Consider the following 19,588-nt stretch of genomic DNA (forward strand, 5'->3'; position numbering starts at 1 on the left):
CAGCGGGCGAGAGGTGTTCGTTACGCCGCTTTCACGCACGGAGCGGTCGGCGGAAACACGGGCTTCCTAGCGTGGGGTCACCCACTTCACCCGCAGGTTCCCCGCAGGAGGTCCACCGATGACCAGCACCGTCTCCGCTCCGGCCACGACCGGGACCGCAACCCCCGAGTCGACCGCTTCCGAGTCGACCGCCCCCGCCACACCCCTGACCATCCGCCCCGGCCGCTGGATCGAGGGATGGAACGCCGAAGACCCCGCGCAGTGGCGCGACCAGGGCGCCGCCATCGCCCAGCGCAACCTGCGCTGGTCGATCTTCGCCGAGTTCCTCGGCTTCGTCGTCTGGCAGCTGTGGTCGATCGTGGTCGTGTCGCTTCCCGCGGCCGGCTTCACCTTCGACACCGCGCAGACGTTCTGGCTGATCTCGATGCCGAGCCTGGTCGGGGCGACGCTCCGCTTTCCCTACACGTTCATGGTCCCGCGCTTCGGCGGGCGCAACTGGACGATGATCTCGGCGGCGCTGCTGCTCATCCCGGCGATCGGCCTGGCCGTCTGCGTCGCCAACCCGCAGACGCCGTTCGGCGTGATGCTGCTGGTCGCGGCCCTGGCCGGGTTCGGCGGCGGCAATTTCGCCAGCTCGATGGCGAACATCACGTTCTTCTACCCGCAGCGGAAGAAGGGATGGGCGCTCGGCCTCAACGCTGCCGGCGGCAACCTCGGCGCGGCCGTAGCACAGTTCGCCGTCCCGATCGTCATCACCATCGGAGCCGGCGCGACCCTGCAGCTGCCCCTCGCGGGCCTGATCTGGGTGCCGCTCATCATCGTGGCGATCGTCGGCGCCTGGCGGCGCATGGACAACCTGACCAACGCCCGCGCCGACCTGACCGCCTCCCTGGCCGCGCTGAAGGCCCCGGAGCTGTGGCTGATGGCCCTGCTCTACATCGGGACGTTCGGGTCGTTCATCGGCTTCTCCGGCGTCTTCCCGAAGCTGATCGCCGACCAGTTCCCGTCGTTCAGCTCCTTCCCGGTGGCCGGCGCGACGCTCTCACTCGCCTTCCTCGGTGCGCTCGTCGGCTCACTGGCCCGTCCGTTCGGCGGCCGGTTGGCGGACCGGTTCGGCGGCAGTGTCATCACGATCGCGGCCTTCGTCGTCATGGGCGCGGGCGCACTCGCGGTGGTCCTCACCCTTCCGCTGGACAACTTCTGGCTGTTCCTCGCCTTCTTCCTCGTGCTGTTCATCGCGAGCGGCGCGGGCAACGGGGCGACCTACCGGATGATCCCCACCCTGTTCGCGCTGCGTGCCGGCGCCGCCGACGGCCACAGCACGGCGGGCGACGTCTCCGCCCAGCGCACCGCGGCAGCAGCTCTTGGAATCGTGTCGGCCTTCGGCGCATACGGCGGGTTCGTCATCCCGCAGGTGCTCGGCCTCTCCAAGACCTCGACCGGGGGCTACGAGTCCGGCCTGCTGTGGTTCGTCGCCGCGTACGCCGTCCTGCTCGCCGTGACCGTCGGCGTGGCCCTGCACGGGCGTCGCCGCGGGGTCCGGATCTAGGGCGACGCCGTCCATGGCCGCCGACAGCCACTGCCCGTACTGCGCTCTGCAGTGCGCGATGACGCTGACCCCGGACCCGCTCGCGGCGACCCCGGTCACCGTGGCCGGGCGCGCGTTCCCGACGAACCGCGGCGGTCTCTGCAAGAAGGGCTGGACGTCGGCCGAGCTCCTGCGGACGCCCGACCGGCTCACCGTCCCGCTGGTCCGTCGAGACGGCGAGCTGCGGCCAGCGACCTGGGACGACGCCCTCGGGATGATCGCCGAACGCCTCGCGGCCCTCCGACGGGAGCACGGGGCCGACGCGGTCGGCGTCTTCGGCGGCGGCGGTCTCACCAACGAGAAGGCCTACGTGCTCGGCAAGTTCGCCCGGTTGGCACTCGGCACCTCGCGCATCGACTACAACGGGCGCTTCTGCATGTCGTCGGCGGCGGCAGCGGGCAACCGGGCGTTCGGCGTCGACCGGGGGATGCCGTTCCCGGTGACCGACCTCGACGACGCGGACACCATCCTGCTTCTCGGCTCGAACGTCGCGGCGACCATGCCGCCGTTCCTCGGCCATCTCTCCGGCGCACGCGCGGCCGGCGGGTTCATCGTGGTCGACCCGCGGCGGTCGCAGACGGCGCAGCTCACGGCGGACGGCGCCGGCATCCACCTGCAGCCCGCGCCCGGCACCGACCTCGTCCTGCTGCTCGGGCTGCTGCACGTGGTGCTGGCCGACGGCCTCGCCGACACGGCGTACCTCGAAGCGCGCACGACCGGCTTCGACGCGGTGCGCCGGAGCGTCGCGGGATGGTGGCCCGAGCGGGTGCAGGAGCACACGGGCGTCCCGGTCGGGCAGCTGCGGGTGGTCGCCCGCCGCCTCGCGCGCGGGCGCGGGACCTTCATCCTCACCGGGCGCGGCGTGGAGCAGCATGTGGACGGCACGGACACCGCGACAGCCGCCATCAACCTGGCGCTGGCCCTCGGCCTGGTCGGCCGCCCCGGATCCGGCTACGGCACGCTCACCGGCCAGGGCAACGGACAGGGCGGGCGGGAGCACGGGCAGAAATGCGACCAGCTGCCGGGCTACCGCAAGATCACCGACCCGGCGGCTCGCGCCGCGGTCGCCGCGGTCTGGGGCGTCGACCCGGCCGTCATCCCCGGCCCCGGCGTCCCCGCCGTCGAACTGCTCGGGATGCTCGGGCAGCGGCCCGACGGCGTGCGGGCGCTGCTCGTGCACGGCTCCAACGTGGTCGTCTCCGGCCCGGACGCCGGTGCCATCCGCTCCGGGCTCGAGGCGCTCGACCTCCTCGTCGTCTGCGACTTCGTCCTCTCGGAGACCGCCGAGCTGGCCGACGTGGTGCTGCCGGTGACGCAGTGGGCGGAGGAGGAGGGCACGATGACGAACCTGGAGGGTCGCGTCCTTCGACGGCGGCGCGCCCTCGATCCGCCGCCCGGGGTGCGCAGCGAGCTCGACATCCTCGCCGACCTCGCGCACCGGCTGAATGCGCCGTCGACGTGGCCGACCGACCCGGCGGAGGTCTTCGACGAACTCGCCCGGGCCTCCGCGGGCGGTGTCGCCGATTACTCCGGGCTCAGCCACGCCGTCCTCGACGCACAGGCGGAGATCGGGGAGGCGGCCCACTGGCCGTACCCCGCCGGATCGACGGGGACGCCCCGCCTCTTCCTCGACCGCTTCGGCCACGACGACGGACGAGCGCGCCTCGTCGCCGTGCGGGCCCGCGAGCTCACGACCGGGCGCCGGCCGGGCGAGCTCACCCTGATCACCGGCCGCCTGCTGGAGCACTACCAGTCGGGGGCGCAGACGCGCCGGGTTCCCGAGCTCGTCACCGCGCAGCCGGAGGTGCGGGCCGAGCTGCATCCGGCCACGGCCGCCCGGCTGGGCATCGCCGACGGCGACCGGGTCGTCGTCGGCAACTCGCGCGGCGCTGTGACGGCACGCGCCCTGCTCTCGACCGGGATGCGCCTCGACACGGTGTTCCTGCCGTTCCATTTCGCCGGCCGGCAGTGCGCCAACCTGCTCACCGAGGCGGCCGTCGACCCGATCTCGGCGATGCCCGAGTTCAAGCGGACCGCCGTGACGGTCCGCCCCGCTGTGGAAGAGGAGGCGGCATGAGCGGACGGCCGCTGCGCGTCGTCCTGGTCGGCTACGGCCCGGTCGGTGCCCGTTTCGTCGAGGAGCTGCTGCCCTCCGTCGCCGGCGGAGACGCGACGCTCACCGTGGTGGGCGCAGAGCGCGAGGACGCCTACAACCGCGTCCTCGTCGCCGAATACGCGGTCGGGGCGGCCGCACGCGAGCGGCTCGACCTGACCGACACCGCGGCGGCGCGCGCGGCCGGTGCCGACATCCGGCTCGGCGAGGTCGCGACGGCGATCGACCGCGAGCGCCAGCGGGTGCTGCTCGACACCGGCGAGGAGCTCCCCTACGACCGGCTCGTGCTCGCCACGGGTGCGCGCGCGAACATCCCGACGCTCGACGGCCTCCAGCACGCCCGGCGCGACCGCTCGGCGGCGCCCGGAGCCGCGCTCGACCAGGGCGCGCGGCCGCTGCCGACCGGCGTCGTCGCCCTGCGCGACCTTGCCGACGCCGAGGCGGTCGCCCCCGTGGTCGCCGGCGGCGGCACCATCGTCGTGCTCGGAGCCGGAGTACTCGGGATGGAGTTCGCGCTGCTCGCCGCCGAGCACGGCGCGCAGGTGGTCGTCGTCCATCACGGTCCGACGCCGATGGCGCGCAACCTCGACGAGACGGGCGGTCGGATGCTGAGCCGCGCCTCCCGCACGCTCGGCGTCGGCATGGCCGCGCATGCGCGCGCCGAGAGCATCGGCTTCCGCGACGAGCCGAGCGGACCGGTGTTCGACGGCATCGGCTGCGCCGACGGCACGTACATCGCCGGCGACCTGCTGGTGCTGTCCTGCGGTGTCGGCGCGCGGATGGAGCTGGCGCTGGCCGCCGGTCTCGCGTGCTCGTCCGGCATCCTCGTCGACGAGGAGCTGCGCAGCTGGAGCGACCCGGACGTCTTCGCCCTCGGCGACTGCGCACAGGTCGCGTCGCCCGAGGACGCGGGAGCCGACGGCCGCGTCCCCGGCGCGCCGTCCGGGCTGATCGGTCCGGGCTGGCGCCAGGCCGCCGCCCTCGCGCGGCGACTGCGCGCCGAGGCGGCGGGCGGATCCGCCGGGGCGGATGCCGCCGTGGCGCTGCGCGAGCGTCCGGCCGTCGTGATGCTGAAGGCGACCGGCCTCGACGTGGTCGCGGGAGGCGATCACGCTGCCGACGCCTGGGACGAGACCGCCGAGGTCGCCGTCTGGCTCGACCGGGCCCGGGGCGCCTACCTCAAGACCGTGGTCCGCGACGATGCGCTCACCGGATTCGTCTCCGTCGGCCTCCCCCACGCCGGCGCGGAACTGACACTGCTCTTCGAGCGCGGCGGCGCGCTCCCGGCCGAGCCGTCCGCACTGCTCCGGCTGGATGCCGCCGACGACGCGCACGGTCTCGCGGACGACCCGCAGGGTCCGGAGGCGACGGTGTGCTGGTGCAACGGGGTGACGGCCGGGCGTATCTCCGAGGCCGCGGCGGGAGGCTGCGGCACGGTCGACGCGGTCGGCCGCGAGACCCGCGCGGGAACCGGCTGCGGGGGATGCAAGGGCCGGATCGCGAGCCTCCTCGCGGCGGCGCAGGCGGTGCCGCGATGACGCCCGGTGTCACGACGCCTCACACGTCGAGCCGGTACCCCCGCTTCACGACGGTCGCCACCAGGCCGGGCGTTCCGAGGCTCTGCCGCAGCCGGCTGAGCGAGACCTCCATCGCGTGCTCGTCGTACTGGTCGGACGCGTCCGCCAGCGCGATCGACAGCTCCTTGCGCGACACGACCGCACCGTTCGCGGCAACGAGCGCCCGGAAGAGCGACAGCGAGGTCGGGGTCAGCCGGATCGGCGTCCCGCGGACGATCGCGATGCTCCCGCGCAGCTCGACGTCGCCGTGCCGGGTGGTGACCCGGCGGGTGGATCGCGCCTCCAGGTGCTCGCAGACCAGCCGGATGAGCGCACCCATCCGGAAGCGGTCCGGTTGCAGAGGGTCGATCCCCGCTGAGATGAGCGGGGCGACCGTGACCGGGCCGACCCCGGCCGCGACGACGTCGCTGCTCAGCGCATCCACCACCTCCGTGTAGCGGCCGCGGGCGAGCGCCGCCGCGAACAGGCCGTCGACCGCCGGGGCGCTCGTGAACGTCACGCAGTCCAGTTGGCGGCCGGCGATCGCCTCGACCAGGCGGGTGACGCGCTCGTCCGTGTCCGCGGCGACCGACCATGAGTACGGGGCGACCGTGATCACCGTGTCGCCGGCGTCGCGCAACCGCTGGAGCTGCGCCTCGTCGGGCTGACCGTGCAGCTGCACCGCGACGGTGATCCCGGACGGGAACTCGGCGATCAGCTTGCCGACCAGGGATGCGGTGGTCTCCTCGTCGCTCATCCCGGCGTCGTCGAGACCGGCCGCTCGCACCGCGCCGCGCGCCTTCGGGCCGCGCACCAGGATGGTCGACTCCGCGAGCGTGTGCTGCAGCGCCTCCCCCAGCCCGGCCGAGTCGGCGACCTCGAACCAGCGGCGCATCCCGTAGCTGGTGGTGGCCAGGAGCACGTCGGGCGCCGCCTCGATGATCCGCTCGGTGTCGGCGATGACAGGGGCATCGTCGTCGGCGTGACGCATGTGCACCGTCGGCGCGTGCAGCACCGTGGCGCCGCGGCGCTCGAACGCGTCGATCAGGTCCGCGGAGCGGCGGTCGCTCGTGACGCCGATGCGGAATCCGGCCAGCTGGTCGGGGCGGAACGCGGCGATGCCGGGGCGCTCGTCACCGGGGCGCTCGTCGCTCATCTCACGGTCCCGTCACCGCGGCCGCGTTCGCGAGGGCGGCGGCCGCTGCCGCATCCCCGTCGTTCGCCAGCCGGACGACCTCGCCGATGACCACCACCGCGGGCGAGCCGACGCCCGCCCGCACCGACTCAGTGAGGATGGTCGACAGCTTCCCGAACGTCGTGCGCTGCCGCGCGGAGTAGCCCTGCTCGACGACCGCGACCGGCATGCCCGGGTCCATCCCGAACCGTGCCAGCCCCGCGGTGATCGAGGGGAGGTTCGTGATCCCCATCAGGATGACGATGGTGCCGCCGAGGCCGGCCAGGTGCTCCAGCTCGGCCGGCGAGAGCGGGGCGTGCCCGGAGACGACGGTGAACATCCTGCTGGTGTTCCGGTGCGTCACCGGGATACCCGCCGCGGCCGGTACCGAGATCGCGCTCGTCACTCCCGGGACGACGCGCACCGGGACGCCCGCGCGCCGGCAGGCCTCCACCTCCTCGCCGCCGCGGCCGAACACGAACGGGTCGCCGCCCTTCAGCCGCACGACGCCCGAGCCCTCCAGAGCGTGCCGGACGAGGATGCGCTCGATCTCGTCCTGCGGGATGGGATGGTGTCCCGGCCTCTTGCCCACGTCGATGAGGTGCGCGTGGGGCGCGAGCTCCGCGAGCGTCTCGTGCGGGGCGAGGCGGTCGTACAGCACGACATCCGCCGCGGCGAGCGCCCGCACCGCCGCGACCGTGAGGAGATCCGGGTCACCAGGTCCGCCGCCGACGAGCGTGACTGTTCCTGTGCGTGTCATCGTGTCTCTCCTCTGTCGGCAACGCCTGGCCGGACCGGGATGGTCGAGCCCGCGACGAGGACGGGACCAGCGGCGCGCTCCTCGGCGGTGGCCGGGCGCAGCTGGCCGCGCTCCTCGACCCGGGCGATCGAGGGGTCGGGGGTGTCCGGCGCGTTCACGAACGACCGGAACCGGCGGAGCCGCTCCGGGTCGCGCAGCGTCGCCGCCCATTCGTCCTCGTACGTGTCGATGTGCTTCGCCATCGCCGCCTCCAGCTCCTCTGCGAGGCCGAGCGAGTCGTCGACGACCACGGCGCGGACGTGCTCGACGCCGCCGTCGAGGTCCTCCATCCACCGGGCCGTGCGCTGCAGCCGGTCGGCCGTGCGGATGTAGTACATGAGGTAGCGGTCGATGTAGCGGATCAGCGTCTCGTCATCGAGGTCGGAGGCCAGCAGCTGCGCGTGCGCGGGCTGGAAGCCGCCGTTGCCGCCGACGTAGAGGTTCCACCCCTTGTCGGTGGCGATGACGCCGACGTCCTTCCCGCGGGCCTCCGCGCACTCCCGCGCGCAGCCGGAGACGCCGAACTTGAACTTGTGCGGCGCGCGCAGGCCGCGGTAGCGGAGTTCGAGGTCGACGGCCATTCCGACCGAGTCCTGGACGCCGTAGCGGCACCAGGTGGATCCGACGCAGCTCTTCACGTTGCGCAGCGCCTTGCCGTAGGCCTGACCGGACTCGAAGCCCGCGTCCACCAGCCGCTTCCAGATCTCGGGGAGCTGCTCCAGACGCGCGCCGAACATGTCGATGCGCTGGCCGCCGGTGATCTTCGTGTAGAGCCCGAAGTCGGTGGCCACCTGGGCGATCACGGCCAGCTTCTGCGGGGTGATCTCGCCGCCCGGGATGCGCGGCACGACCGAGTAGGTGCCGTCCTTCTGCATGTTGGCGAGGGCGCGGTCGTTGGTGTCCTGCAGCTGGCCCCGACCGCCGTCCAGCGGGTACTGGCTGTGCTGGCTGGCGAGGATGGAGCCCACCGCCGGCTTGCAGATGTCGCAGCCCCGGCCGCGCCCGAGACGCGCGATCGTCTCCTCCCAGCTGGTCAGCTCGAGCACCCGGATCGACTCGAACAGCTCCTGGCGCGAGAGGTCGAAGTGCTCGCACAGAGCGCGGGAGACGGTGGCGCCGGTGCGGGTGAGCTCGGCCTCCAGGATCTTCTTCACCAGGGGGACGCACGACCCGCACTGCGTACCCGCTCGCGTGCAGGCCTTCAGCTCGCCGAGGTCGTGGCAGCCGTCCTCCACGGCGGACCGCACGGTGCCGGAGGTGACGTTGTTGCACGAGCAGACCAGCGCATCGTCCGGGAGCGCGCCGCCCGCGGGCGGCTCAGCCCCCGCCGCGGATAGGTAGGCAGCCGGTTCGGCGTCCAGTTCCCGGCCGAGCAGCGGCCGGAGGCTCGTGTACGGCGAAGCGTCGCCGACGAAGACGCCGCCGAGCAGTGTCCGGGCGTCGTCGCTGACCACCAGCTTCTGGTAGAGCCCGCGTGCCGGGTCGGCGTAGACGATCTCCAGCGCCCCGGGTTCACGGGCGAACGCGTCGCCGAAGCTGGCGACATCGACCCCCGAGAGCTTCAGCTTCGTGGCGTCGTCCACGGTGGTGAAGGTCGCGTCGCCTCCGAGCAGCCGGTCGGCGACGGTCTCCGCCATCGCGTTGGCCGGGGCGACCAGACCGACCGTCCGGCCGTCGATCGCCGCCACCTCGCCGATCGCCCAGACGGCCGGGTCGGAGGTGCGGCAGGCCTCGTCGATGATCACGCCGCCGCGTTCGGCCGTTGCGATGCCGGCGTCGCGGGCCAGTTCGTCGCGGGCCCGGATGCCGATCGCGAAGACGACGATGTCGGCCGGGACGGTACGTCCGTCGGCGCAGCGGACGGCGGTCGGGCGTCCGCCTCCGTCGAGCAGGATCTCGCGCGGCCGGGTGCCGAGATGCAGGTCGATGCCGCGCGCCCGGATCAGCCGGCCGAGCGCCTGGCCGGCCCCCTCGTCCAGCTGGGCGGACATGAGCCAGCCGCCCGAGTGGATGATGACGGACTCCGCGCCGAGGGCGGCGACACCGCCGGCGGCTTCGAGACCGAGCAGGCCGCCGCCCGCCACGGCGACCCGCGGGGCGCGACCCAGGGTCTCCCGCAGCTCTGCGACCTCGGCGACCAGCGCATCCACGTCGGCGATGGTGCGGTACACGCGGCTGGCGTGGGCTCCAGGGATGTCGGGGACGGGGGCGGAGGAGCCGGTCGCGAGCACCAGGTCGTCGTACGCGATGACCGCACCGGCGGAGGTGGTCACCGTGCGCGCCACGCGATCGATCTGCGTGACGGCCTCCCCGACGCGCAGCTCGACCGCCGCATCCTCCCAGTGGGATGCCGGCTCGAGCGTGAGGTCGACGTCGCCGTCGGCCAGCCGCTTGCTCAGCTGCACGCGGTCGTAGGGCAGGTGCGGCTCCTCGGCCAGCACCACGATAGACCGCTCGCCCGCTGCCGCGCCGGCTCCGCGCGAGACCAGCGCATCCACCAGCCGATGGGCGGCCGGTCCGCCTCCCACGATCACTGTGCGTCCGGTCATGCGGGCCCCTTCCGATTGTGGCGGCTGCCGCCGCACCGGCGGGATTCGCTCCCGCCTCGTGCCTTTCGAGCGTAGGGCGGTGCGGTTTCCCCCGAATTTCGCGGTTGTAACCGCGCGTTAACACGCGACGCACACCGGCGGTCGGTGGATGTGAGGACCGCTTCATGAGGAAGTAACAGCAGCGGCCGCCGTCCGAAACATCGGCTGCCTAGTCTCGGGGCATGACGATCACGCAGACCTCGCCCCTCTCGGAGTCCCGGAGCGCGGACTGGGTGCGCGCATGCCGGGTCGGCGATCTGGAGCCGTCCTGGGGCGAGGCCGTGCTGCTGAGGATGCGCCAGATCGCCGTCTTCCTCCTCGGCCCGCGCGAGGTCTACGCCGTCGCACACGAGGACCCCGACGGCGGCGCACCGGTGATGGCGCGCGGCATCGTCGGCTCCCGCGGCGACCGGCCGACCATCGCTTCCCCGCTGCACAAGCAGGTGTACGACCTGGGAACGGGCGAGTGCTTCACCGACCCCGCTCTCGCGCTGCAGACCTTCCGCACCCGCATCGTCGGCGGGTTCATCGAGATCGAGCTGGAGGACGCGTGACCACGGCGGTCGTCGCCGCCTCGCACGGCACGTCCTCACCTGACGGGCAGACCGCCGTCCGGCGTCTCGTGGAACGCCTGGCGGCCTCCATGGACGCACCGGTGCTCGGCTGCCACGTCGACGTCGAGCAGCCTGACGTGCCCACCGCGCTGTCGTCCGCCGCCGCGGTCGCGGACGACGCCCTCATCGTTCCCCTGTTGCTGTCGGCCGGCTACCACGTCTATGTCGACCTGGCGGACAGCGCGGCCGAAGCACCCCTGCCTACGTCCGTCACCGGCGCCCTCGGCCCGGACTCCCGCCTGGTCGACGTGCTCGTCCAGCGTCTCACCGAAGCGGGCCTCCGCGACTCCGACGCCGTCGTGCTCGCGGCCGCCGGCTCCTCCGACGCCCGCGCTGTCGCCGACTGCCGCACCACCGGAGCGCTCCTGGCGGAACGGCTGGCGCGCCCCGTCACGGTCGGCTTCATCTCGGCGGCGACCCCGCCGTTGCCCGAGGCGATCCGGCAGACCCGCGAAGCGCATCCCGGCGCCCGCGTGGTCGTGGCGACGTATTTGCTCGCGCCCGGCTACTTCGCCACGCTCGCCGAGCAGGCGGGCGCCGACGTGGTGACCGCCCCGCTGCTGACGCCGCGGTCGACGCCGGACGCGATCGTCGATGTGGTGCGCGACCGGGTGGATGCGGCGGCGGCTGCGCGCTCGGCGGCACGCCTCTCTCGCTGACCTCTTTTCTCTGTGCGTCAGCATATGTATCGATCCACACCCATCCTTGTGTATCGTTAAAATCTCGGTTAGTGTGCTCCCAATATCGTCAGTGCCGACGAAAGGAGAACAATGGATCTCGCTCACCATGGCGGACTCCGGCTCGCTGCGTTCGCGGTGTTTGCTGCCGCCCTCACCGCGATCGGTGTCACCGCACCGGCAGCGCTGCCCGCTCGCGCTGCGACCGTCAACGCGGACTATGTCATGGCGTACTTCGTCGAGAGCCCGAACGGTTCGGGAGACTCGAACACGGTGCACCTGGCGGTGAGCCGCGATGGTCTCGAGTGGACGCCGCTGCACGAGAATCAACCGATCCTGGTACCCACCGCCGGCACCAAGGGTATCCGCGACCCGTACGTGTACCGACTGCAGGACGGCAGCTGGGTGCTGGTCGCCACCGACATTCTCACGGGTGGTGACTTCTTCGCCGCGAATCCTGCGATCCACGTGTGGACCTCACCGGACCTCGTCCACTGGTCGTCTGACCGGATGCTGACTGTCAACGCAGTGAACACGCAGTCCTACTCCTGGGCACCCGAGGTGTTCTGGGACGCCGACCGCAAGCAGTACGGAATTCTGTTCAGCGGCATCCCTAACGGCTCTTCGGTGTCGAAAATCCTCGTCTCGTACACCAGCGACTTCGTCACCGCTTCCTCTCCGCAGGTGTTCTTCGACAACAACGGCCAGGGGAACATCATCGATGCCGACATGATCACCGGCGTCAACGGCGTGAACTACCTCTACTACCGCGGCTCTGACGCCACCCTGCGCGGGGCGAAGTCGACCAGCCTGAACCCGGGATCCTTCACCGAATACGTCACCGCTCCCCCGCAGGGCCAGTGCGTGGAAGCGCCGACGGTGGTGCGCTCCCTGACTAATCCCAACACCTGGTGGCTGTGGGGCGACAACTACTGCCCGAACAACACATTCGATGTCTGGCAGGGCGACATCGCCAGCGGCAACTGGACCGCGGTCAGCAAGGCGAACTACACCGCCCCGCTGGGCTCCAAGCACAACACGATTCAGCCGATCACCTCGACCGAGTACAACGCACTGATCAGCACGTACGGCACCACGTCGACGATGCGGCTGAAATCCTGGGACTACCCCGGCCGGTACGTGCGCCACCAGAACGGGGTCGGCCGCATCGATCCGTTGCCTTTCGACCCGCAAGCCGACTCGCAGTGGAAGGTCGTCCCCGGCCTCGCCGACTCCACCGATGTCTCATTCGAGTCGGTCAACTACCCCGGCTCCTACCTCCGGCACTCGAACTTCGACCTGGTGCTGAATGTCGACGACAACTCCGCCCAGTTCGCCGCCGACGCGACTTTCAAGAAGGTCCCCGGCCTGGCCAACTCGGCGTGGAGCTCGTTCCAGTCGTACAACTACCCCGGCCGGTACATCCGCCACTACAACTACGTCCTCGAGCTGCAGCCGATCGCCACAGCTCTCGACCAAGCCGATGCGACGTTCCACGTCGCTCCCTGATCGCGTGCCGGAGGGGGAGCCCCCGCCTCCCTCCGGCACGTTCCACCCGGCGCACCGATGCACCGGTGACCCTCCCCGACCACGGAGAAAGGCACAGCTGTGAAAGGCATATGGAAACGGCGGGCAGCAATGCTCGCCGTGGGAGCGGTGGCCGCCTTGGCCCTCCCGCTCGCCACCACGACCGCCGCGCAAGCGGCATGCACCACCTACTACGTGTCCCCCACAGGCAGCGACAGCAACACCGGCTGCAGCACGACAACACCATGGAAGACGCTGGCCAAGCTCAACGGCACCACGTTCGCCGCCGGCAACCAGATCCTGTTCCAGAAGGGCGGAAGCTGGAGCGGACAGCTCACTCCCCAAGGTTCCGGAGCCTCGGGAAACCCGATCGTCATCTCCTCCTACGGCACCGGAGCCGCACCGCTCCTCGCCGGCGGAGGCGTCTCAGCGACCGTCTACCTGCACAACCAGCACGACTGGACGATCCAGAACCTCGAGATCACCAACACCGCAACGGGCAATGCCGCCCGCGCCGGGTTCCTGGCGGACAACGACACCGCGGGAACCCTCCACGGAATCCACCTGGTCAACAACCTCATCGACAAGGTGAGCGGCTACTGGCAGAACGGCGACCCGCAGCCTTCGCGCACCTCGGCGATCTCCTTCGACCAGACCGACAACAACGCAACAGCGGCGTGGGATGACGTGCTCATCTCCGGGAACACGCTGAAAGACGACGATGCGGGCGGAATCTACATCGGCTCGGCCATCGGCCTGAACCACAACATCAACTCCACCAACATCGTCATCCAGAACAACACGATCACGAATGCAGGGGGCAACTCCATCGTTTGCGTGTTCTGCTCGGCGCCGCTCATCCAGTCGAACGTCGTGACGGACAGCGGCTACCGGTTCTCGGGCGCCGCGATCTGGGGCGGCTGGACCAACAACGCCGTGCTGCAATACAACGAGGTGGCTCGCAACTGGAGGGCGCTGTACGACGGCGAAGCCTTCGATATCGACAACAACAACACGAACTGGACGCTGCAGTACAACTACACGCACGACAACCCGTGGGGCTCGCTCGAGTTCTGCTGCTCCTCCACGTTCGGCGCCCTGGGTACCACCACGATCCGCTACAACATCAGCCAGAACGACGGAGCATCGAACGCCGTGTGGGCGACCCTGCAGGGCATCGCCAGCGGCGGCACGGCCAACTTCTACAACAACACCGTGTACATGGCTGCGGGTGACAACGGGGACGTGACCAACGGGACGCCTCCGGGGAACGTGAACTTCACCAACAACCTGATCGTCAAGCACGGGACGGGCGGCTACCAGACGACGAACACCACCTGGTCGCACAACCTGTTCTACGGCCAGCACCCGGCGAGCGAGCCGACGGACAGTGCGAAGATCACCGCCGACCCGCTCCTACTGAACCCGGGCGGTGCCGGCGAGGGACGCTCCTCCGCCTCCGTCTATCAGCTGCGCACCGGCTCTCCGGCGATCGGCGCGGGAGCGGTGATCTCCGGCAACGGCGGCGCCGACTACTTCGGCAACGCTGTCTCCGCGACGGCCGCCCCGAACATCGGCGCGTACAACGGAGCCGGGGTCTCCGCGCTCACTCCTACGGCCGGCGCGTACTGGCGGTTCGACGAGAGCACCGGGACCACCGCGAACGACACCTCCGGTCACGCGAACCCGGCCACCCTCCAAGCGGGAGCGTCGTGGACGACGTCCGCGCAGATGGGCGCCGGCGCCGTATCCCTCAACGGCACGTCGACCGGCTACGTCGACGCGTCGGCGCCCGCGGTCGACACCTCGGCCAGCTACACGATCGGCGCCTGGGTCAAGCCCTCGTCGCTCACGGGCAACCAGACGTACGTGAGCATCGACGGCACGACGGTCAGCCCGTTCTACCTGCAGCTCGAGGGCGGGAAGTACGTCTTCACCGTGCGAAGTGCAGACTCCACCTCCTCCACCTATGCGCAGGTGTTCGGGCCGAGCGCGACTGTCGGAACATGGGCGCACGTGATCGGCGAGTACGACGCGACCGCGCACGTGATCAAGCTCTACGTGAACGGCGTACTCCAGGGCTCCACCGCCTGGAGCTCAGGCTGGAAGGCGACCGGCCACACGAAGATCGGGCAGGCGAAGTGGAACGGAGCACCCGTCGACTTCGCCAACGCGGTCGTCGACGATGTCCACGCCATCCCGGGCACCGTCACCGATCGGGAGGCATTCGCCCTCGGAACCGGGGCCACCGCCTACTTCGAGCTGGACGAAGGCGCCGGCTCGACGTTCAACGACGTCACGAGCGGCGTCCCGACCGGTCACCTCGAGTCGGGCGCAGCCTGGGCAGGAAGCGGGAAGATCGGCAGCAACGCGCTGAGCTTCCCGGGGCGCCCCGGCGCTTACGCGGAGACGCCGGTGTCGGCGGTCGACACCGGCAAGAGCTTCGCGGTCGGCGCCTGGGTGAACCTGAACAGCACGGCTGGCAACCAGACCTTCGCCAGCATGTCCGGGTTCAACATCAGCCCGTTCTACCTGCAGCTCTCGGGCGGGAAATTCGCCTTCACCATGCGCAGCGCCGACGACACCAACTCGACGGCGACCTCGGTATCGGCGACCTCCACCGCATCCACGAGCACCTGGTACCACGTGCTCGGGATGTACGACCAGGGAGCAGGGACGATCTCGCTGTATGTGAACGGTGTGCTCCAAGGTTCGACGTCCTACACGACGCCGTGGACGTCCATCGGTGCGACCGTGCTCGGCGGCGCCGAATGGGCGCTGTCGCCCGTGGATCCGGTCAATGGGACGATCGACGACGTGCACTTTTACAACAAGGTCCTCAATGCGAGCCAGATCAGCACACTCGCAGCTCCGTGACCACGACCGGCCGGGCGTCATCCGACGCCCGGCCGGGCGGTCCCGCCTGGTCGTCTGGATCGCGGCCGCCGTCGTCGCCATCCTCGGCGCCGGCGGCTTCCTGACATACGCCCTCGTCACGGCGACCGCCGCAGCTCCGATCGCCGACCGCCCGGCACCGGATGCGACGGTGCTGACCGTCGACCGCATCCCGGTTCCGGTCCGCGAGCTTGCGCTCTACCTCGCCCGCGACCGATCCGCGATCGTCGCCGAGTACCAGGCCCGCGGAGCCGACATCGGGTCAGCCGCGTTCTGGCAGACCCCCATCGACGGTGTCACCCCCGCCCGGAAGCTCGTCGCGAAGGCGAAGGACGACGTCGTGCGACTGCACGTGCAGTTGCAGCTCGCCGCGAGCGCACACGTGAACGCGCCGCAGACCTACGACCAGCTCGTCCGCGCGTGGCAGAACGAGAACGCTCGCCGCGCGAATGCACTCGACAAGGGCCAGCCGGTGTACGGCCCGCAACAGTTCTCCGAATCGGACTTCATCGACTACCTGCTCGGCAACCTGGGTCAGCAGGCGCAGACCGAGCTCGCCGCCCGAGGCGGCCTCGACGGCAGCGACGCCGCCGCCCGCACGTATTACACCGCGCACGCGGACCGGTTCTCCGGCGCATTCGAAACGGTGAAGCAGCAGGTGATCCTGCACATGCTCGACGAGCAGTACCAGCACCTCATCACCGAGCGGACGGCCGATGCCCAGGTCGAAAGTGAACCTCTTCTCGACGATCTGCCCCGCTACTCCTGCCTCGCCGACGGCTCCTGCTGACGCCGTGCGCGTCAGCAGGTCGGCAGGAGCCGGACGGTTGTAAAGCTGAAGGGCGGAACGCTCAACGCCCCGCCGCCACGCCGCTGGGCCACCGGTTCGCGGGGGGCCTCCTGTCGGGGCCAGCCGGCGTCGGGCGGCGCCGACAAGGTCACCACGTCACGTTCCACCGGCTCTGCGCCAGAGACCAGGACCACGTCAGCCTGAAGCTCCGAGCCGGTGGCATTGACCAGCTTGACGATGGTCGTCCCGGTGCGGTCGTCCACGACCGCCGTCGCCGAGACGCGCTGTTCGGGATCGCCCGGATGGGTCACCTCGTGAACCACCTCTCCGTCGATGAGGCAGGTGATGTGCTGTCCCCGGGCGACGACCCGGATCTCCAGGCGATAGGTCTTGCCGTCCGTGAACGTGTACGGCAGAGGCTCGGTCCATTCGTCGTAAAGACCGTCGGCGACCGTACCGAGCACGAGGAACCGGTTCTGCCAGGTGCCGAAGTTCCACTCGAAGTAGTAGTCCGATTCGAGGTCGCCGAAAGACACGGTGAAGCCGTCCGATCCCCCGTCGAGCCGCGCATCCAAAGCGAGGGTCCAGTCCGCGGAGCGGACGTCGAGCGGGAAACGAAGGCGTCCGGTTCCGGTTGCGGCTGGGATATCGAGGCGTCCTCCGTCGTGCTCCAGTCGTGCGGCGTCCACGCTGAGCTGCCCGGTCGCGGCCCGGACGGCCAGCGTCACCCGGTCCGAGAGCTGTCGCTGCCACCGCGGCGCCCCGTGGAGGGTGACAGGCAGGGCCCGGGTCCCCGGAGTCTCCGCGTGCATGCGCTGGACGTGGTAGTTCAGCGTGCGATGGAGGGTGGTGTTGTCGAAGTAGACGAGGTCCGGCTCCCACTGTGTGTCGCCGATCTTGGCGAGAAGAGGAGCGTAGGAGGCCAGGCGCACGATGTCGCCGTTGCGCTCCATCGCCATCATGTACGCCGCCTCCGCCAGCGCACACAGTTGCGTGTTGCCGCGCGAGCCGTACTCGCCCACGTAGACGGCCGGCCCGGAACGATCGTACGAATCGAAGCGGTCGAGGTGCTCGAAGTACCATTTGGGCGACTTGTACGAGTGCTCGTCGACCATGTCGACGCCGAGTTCCCGGGCGATGCGCCATCCCTCGTCGTAGTCGGAGCCCGAGGGAAAGGGCCCGACGGTGCCCACAACGGTGATCTCGGGATGCCGGCCGCGGACAGCGTCGAGCAGCTTCGCGAACCGGTCGCGGAACAGCACGGACTGCTCGTCCTCGTTTCCGATGCCCAGATAGCGCAGGCCGAACGGTTCGGGGTGTCCGGCGGCCGCACGGACGGCTCCCCAGCGGGAGTCGACGGGGCCGTTGGCGTACTCGATCAGGTCGAGCACATCCCGGATGTAGCTGTCCATCTGCTCGCTCGAGTAGCCGGCCTGTCCGCCCGGCGTGTTCTGGCAGCACACCCCCGCGGCGACAACCGGCAGCGGCTCTGCTCCGAGTTGCTCGCAGAACCGGAAGTACTCGAAGTACCCGAGCCCCATCGACTGGTGGTACCCCCAGAGATTGAAATCACCTCGGCGTCGACGGACCGGACCGACGGTGTCCTTCCACCGGTAGACGTTGTCGAGGCCCAGCCCGTGAGCGACGCATCCACCGGGGAAGCGCACAAAGCGCGGCCGAAGTTCGGCGATCGCCTCGGCGAGGTCGGCCCGCATCCCGTTGTCCGTTCCACGGAACGTGTCCCTCGGGAACAACGACACCCAGGAGATCCGCACCGACCCTCCGGTCACCCGGATCTCCAGTGCGGCCGTGGACGCATCGGACAGGGGCCGAATGGACGTCGTCAGCTCGCGTTCCGGACCCGGTTGCAGAAGCGCGAGCACCGCATCCGCAAGGGGCTCCCCGCCTTCGTCGACCAGTCGGACCTCGATCTGCGGGTGACCGGTCAGCGCTTGGGCGACGATCGTGACGTCGCAGTCGACCCTGCCGCGCACGGAGATGCCGCCGAATCCGTGATTGGTCAGGGTCGCCGGAGCGTCGTCCCCCGTCACGACGACGGCGCGGCCGCCCGACGCGCCGGCACGATCGTCGACGATGACCGCGCCGCGCGTGCTCCATCCCGTGAGGGCGTCCCAGTCCGGATGGTCGCGGTCGGTGAAGGAGAAGTCGCGGTTGCGTATCAGTTCGGCGTAGAGGCCGCCGTCGGCGGAGGAGTTGATGTCCTCGAAGAAGACGCCCCACATGTCCGGGTTGATCGGGGTTCCGGGACCATTGTCGTCCACGGTGATGGTGACGTGCGCCGGAGCGTCGCTGAAGGCGGCCAGAAGCCTCTGCTGCTCCTCGTGGGTGATCGGCAGGACGGAACCATGACGCGCCTCGCGCGGAAGCTGCGCATCGGGGACGCGGGTCCACTCGCCTGTTGCCGGGTCGGCGGCGTGGAACAGCTGATATCCGCGGAGCTCGAACTCGTCGATGAGCAGGTACGCGCCGTCGCCGCCCAGATCCAGGAACGGTGCCGGCCCCTCGCCGCGCACGATCTCCGCCGCGCCGACCCTCTGACGTACGGGGGAGAAGTCCGGATCGAGAGGCGAGGTGCCCGCCTCCTGCGACACGTGCTGAGAGGCCTCTGCGGGTTCGGCGCTCAGCGCGTCTGCCGAGAACCGGTACGTGACGCCGTCGAACTCCAGGTAGGCCGCGTCGATCACATCGTGGCCTCGGTCGAGGAACACCTCCGCCGGACTGAAGTGCTCGAAATCGTCCGTCGTTGTCATCAGGATGCGCTGGTAGCCCGCACGAGCCCGGTCGTCGCCCTCGTCGTACAGCGCCGACGCGAAGAACACCACCCACGTCTCCCAGGCACTCGACCACACGGCCTTCGGCGCCCACGCGTTGCCGGCGTTATCGGGCGCCACCGGGACGAGGGACGGCCCGCTCCAGTTCACCAAGTCGTCGCTGTGCCAGACCAGGATGCTGCGGCTCCCCCACCGCACCGCGCGATCCCAGTCGTCGTCCGGGACGGCGCGCAGGTCCGTCGCCAGCAGGTGAAACCTCCCGGTGCGGCTGTCACGGACCAGGAAGGGATCGCGGGCACCGCGCTCCCCGACGTCGGAGACGAGGATCGGCTTTCCGTCCCGCAACGGCGTCCATTCGCGGGGGTCGCGGCCGGCGCTCACGGCGAATCGCACCTGCTCGGCGTCGGCATCGCGTCCATTGGCGAAGTAGGCGAACATGAGCGCCTCGTTGTACCCAGTCATCTGGACCTCCGCT

Annotated in this window: 11 protein-coding genes and 1 pseudogene; 8 read left to right on the plus strand and 4 right to left on the minus strand. The window is 70.5% G+C overall.

Annotated elements, in window-relative coordinates:
- Positions 1-118: 118 nt before the first annotated feature.
- From J2Y42_RS02900 to J2Y42_RS02910, 3 genes are read left to right on the plus strand one after another with little or no spacing between them, the layout of a single operon-like run.
- Positions 119-1,549, plus strand: a complete 1,431-nt coding sequence (locus tag J2Y42_RS02900; RefSeq protein ID WP_309854869.1) for an MFS transporter — start codon at positions 119-121, stop codon at positions 1,547-1,549.
- 13 nt (positions 1,550-1,562) lie between these two features.
- Positions 1,563-3,665, plus strand: coding sequence for a molybdopterin oxidoreductase family protein (locus J2Y42_RS02905; RefSeq protein WP_309854871.1), 2,103 nt, complete (start codon positions 1,563-1,565; stop codon positions 3,663-3,665).
- A complete protein-coding gene (locus J2Y42_RS02910) occupies positions 3,662-5,239 on the plus strand; it encodes an FAD-dependent oxidoreductase (RefSeq protein WP_309854872.1) in 1,578 nt (525 codons plus the stop codon). The genes J2Y42_RS02905 and J2Y42_RS02910 overlap by 4 nt, the downstream gene beginning before the upstream one ends.
- Before the next feature lie 19 nt (positions 5,240-5,258).
- Here the strand turns inward: J2Y42_RS02910 and J2Y42_RS02915 are convergent, their stop codons facing one another.
- The 3 genes and pseudogenes from J2Y42_RS02915 to nirB all read right to left on the minus strand — a co-directional run bounded on the left by J2Y42_RS02915 (position 5,259) and on the right by nirB (position 9,779).
- Positions 5,259-6,413 (minus strand): uroporphyrinogen-III synthase, encoded by a 1,155-nt coding sequence (locus J2Y42_RS02915; protein ID WP_309854874.1) that lies wholly within the window; start codon positions 6,411-6,413, stop codon positions 5,259-5,261.
- Position 6,414: 1 nt separating this feature from the next.
- Positions 6,415-7,179: pseudogene (gene cobA / locus J2Y42_RS02920) on the minus strand (uroporphyrinogen-III C-methyltransferase); the annotation flags it as partial.
- A gap of 8 nt (positions 7,180-7,187) precedes the next feature.
- Positions 7,188-9,779: a nitrite reductase large subunit NirB gene (gene nirB, locus J2Y42_RS02925; protein ID WP_309854880.1), complete on the minus strand. Its 2,592-nt coding sequence runs from the start codon at positions 9,777-9,779 to the stop codon at positions 7,188-7,190.
- A gap of 221 nt (positions 9,780-10,000) precedes the next feature.
- Here nirB and nirD point away from each other — a divergent pair, with 221 nt between their 5' ends.
- The 5 genes from nirD (at position 10,001) to J2Y42_RS02950 (ending at position 16,321) form a co-directional block, all read left to right on the plus strand.
- Entirely contained in the window at positions 10,001-10,372 is a 372-nt protein-coding gene (gene nirD, locus J2Y42_RS02930) for a nitrite reductase small subunit NirD (RefSeq protein WP_309854883.1), read from the plus strand.
- Complete coding sequence (locus J2Y42_RS02935) at positions 10,369-11,091, plus strand: CbiX/SirB N-terminal domain-containing protein (RefSeq protein WP_309854886.1); 723 nt, start codon at positions 10,369-10,371, stop codon at positions 11,089-11,091. The genes nirD and J2Y42_RS02935 overlap by 4 nt, the downstream gene beginning before the upstream one ends.
- Before the next feature lie 111 nt (positions 11,092-11,202).
- Complete coding sequence (locus J2Y42_RS02940) at positions 11,203-12,618, plus strand: glycoside hydrolase family 43 protein (protein WP_309854888.1); 1,416 nt, start codon at positions 11,203-11,205, stop codon at positions 12,616-12,618.
- Between the two features lie 129 nt (positions 12,619-12,747).
- Positions 12,748-15,513, plus strand: coding sequence for a LamG-like jellyroll fold domain-containing protein (locus J2Y42_RS02945; RefSeq protein WP_309854890.1), 2,766 nt, complete (start codon positions 12,748-12,750; stop codon positions 15,511-15,513).
- On the plus strand, positions 15,479-16,321 hold the full coding sequence (locus J2Y42_RS02950) for a hypothetical protein (protein ID WP_309854892.1): 843 nt from the start codon (positions 15,479-15,481) through the stop codon (positions 16,319-16,321). The genes J2Y42_RS02945 and J2Y42_RS02950 overlap by 35 nt, the downstream gene beginning before the upstream one ends.
- 11 nt (positions 16,322-16,332) lie before the next feature.
- Here J2Y42_RS02950 and J2Y42_RS02955 read toward each other — a convergent pair whose 3' ends face one another.
- The gene (locus J2Y42_RS02955; RefSeq protein WP_309854894.1) at positions 16,333-19,575 is read right to left on the minus strand and encodes an alpha-L-arabinofuranosidase C-terminal domain-containing protein; all 3,243 of its coding nucleotides are present in this window, start codon (positions 19,573-19,575) and stop codon (positions 16,333-16,335) included.
- Positions 19,576-19,588: the final 13 nt, after the last annotated feature.

Source organism: Leifsonia sp. 1010 (assembly GCF_031455295.1).
Lineage (GTDB): Bacteria > Actinomycetota > Actinomycetes > Actinomycetales > Microbacteriaceae > Leifsonia.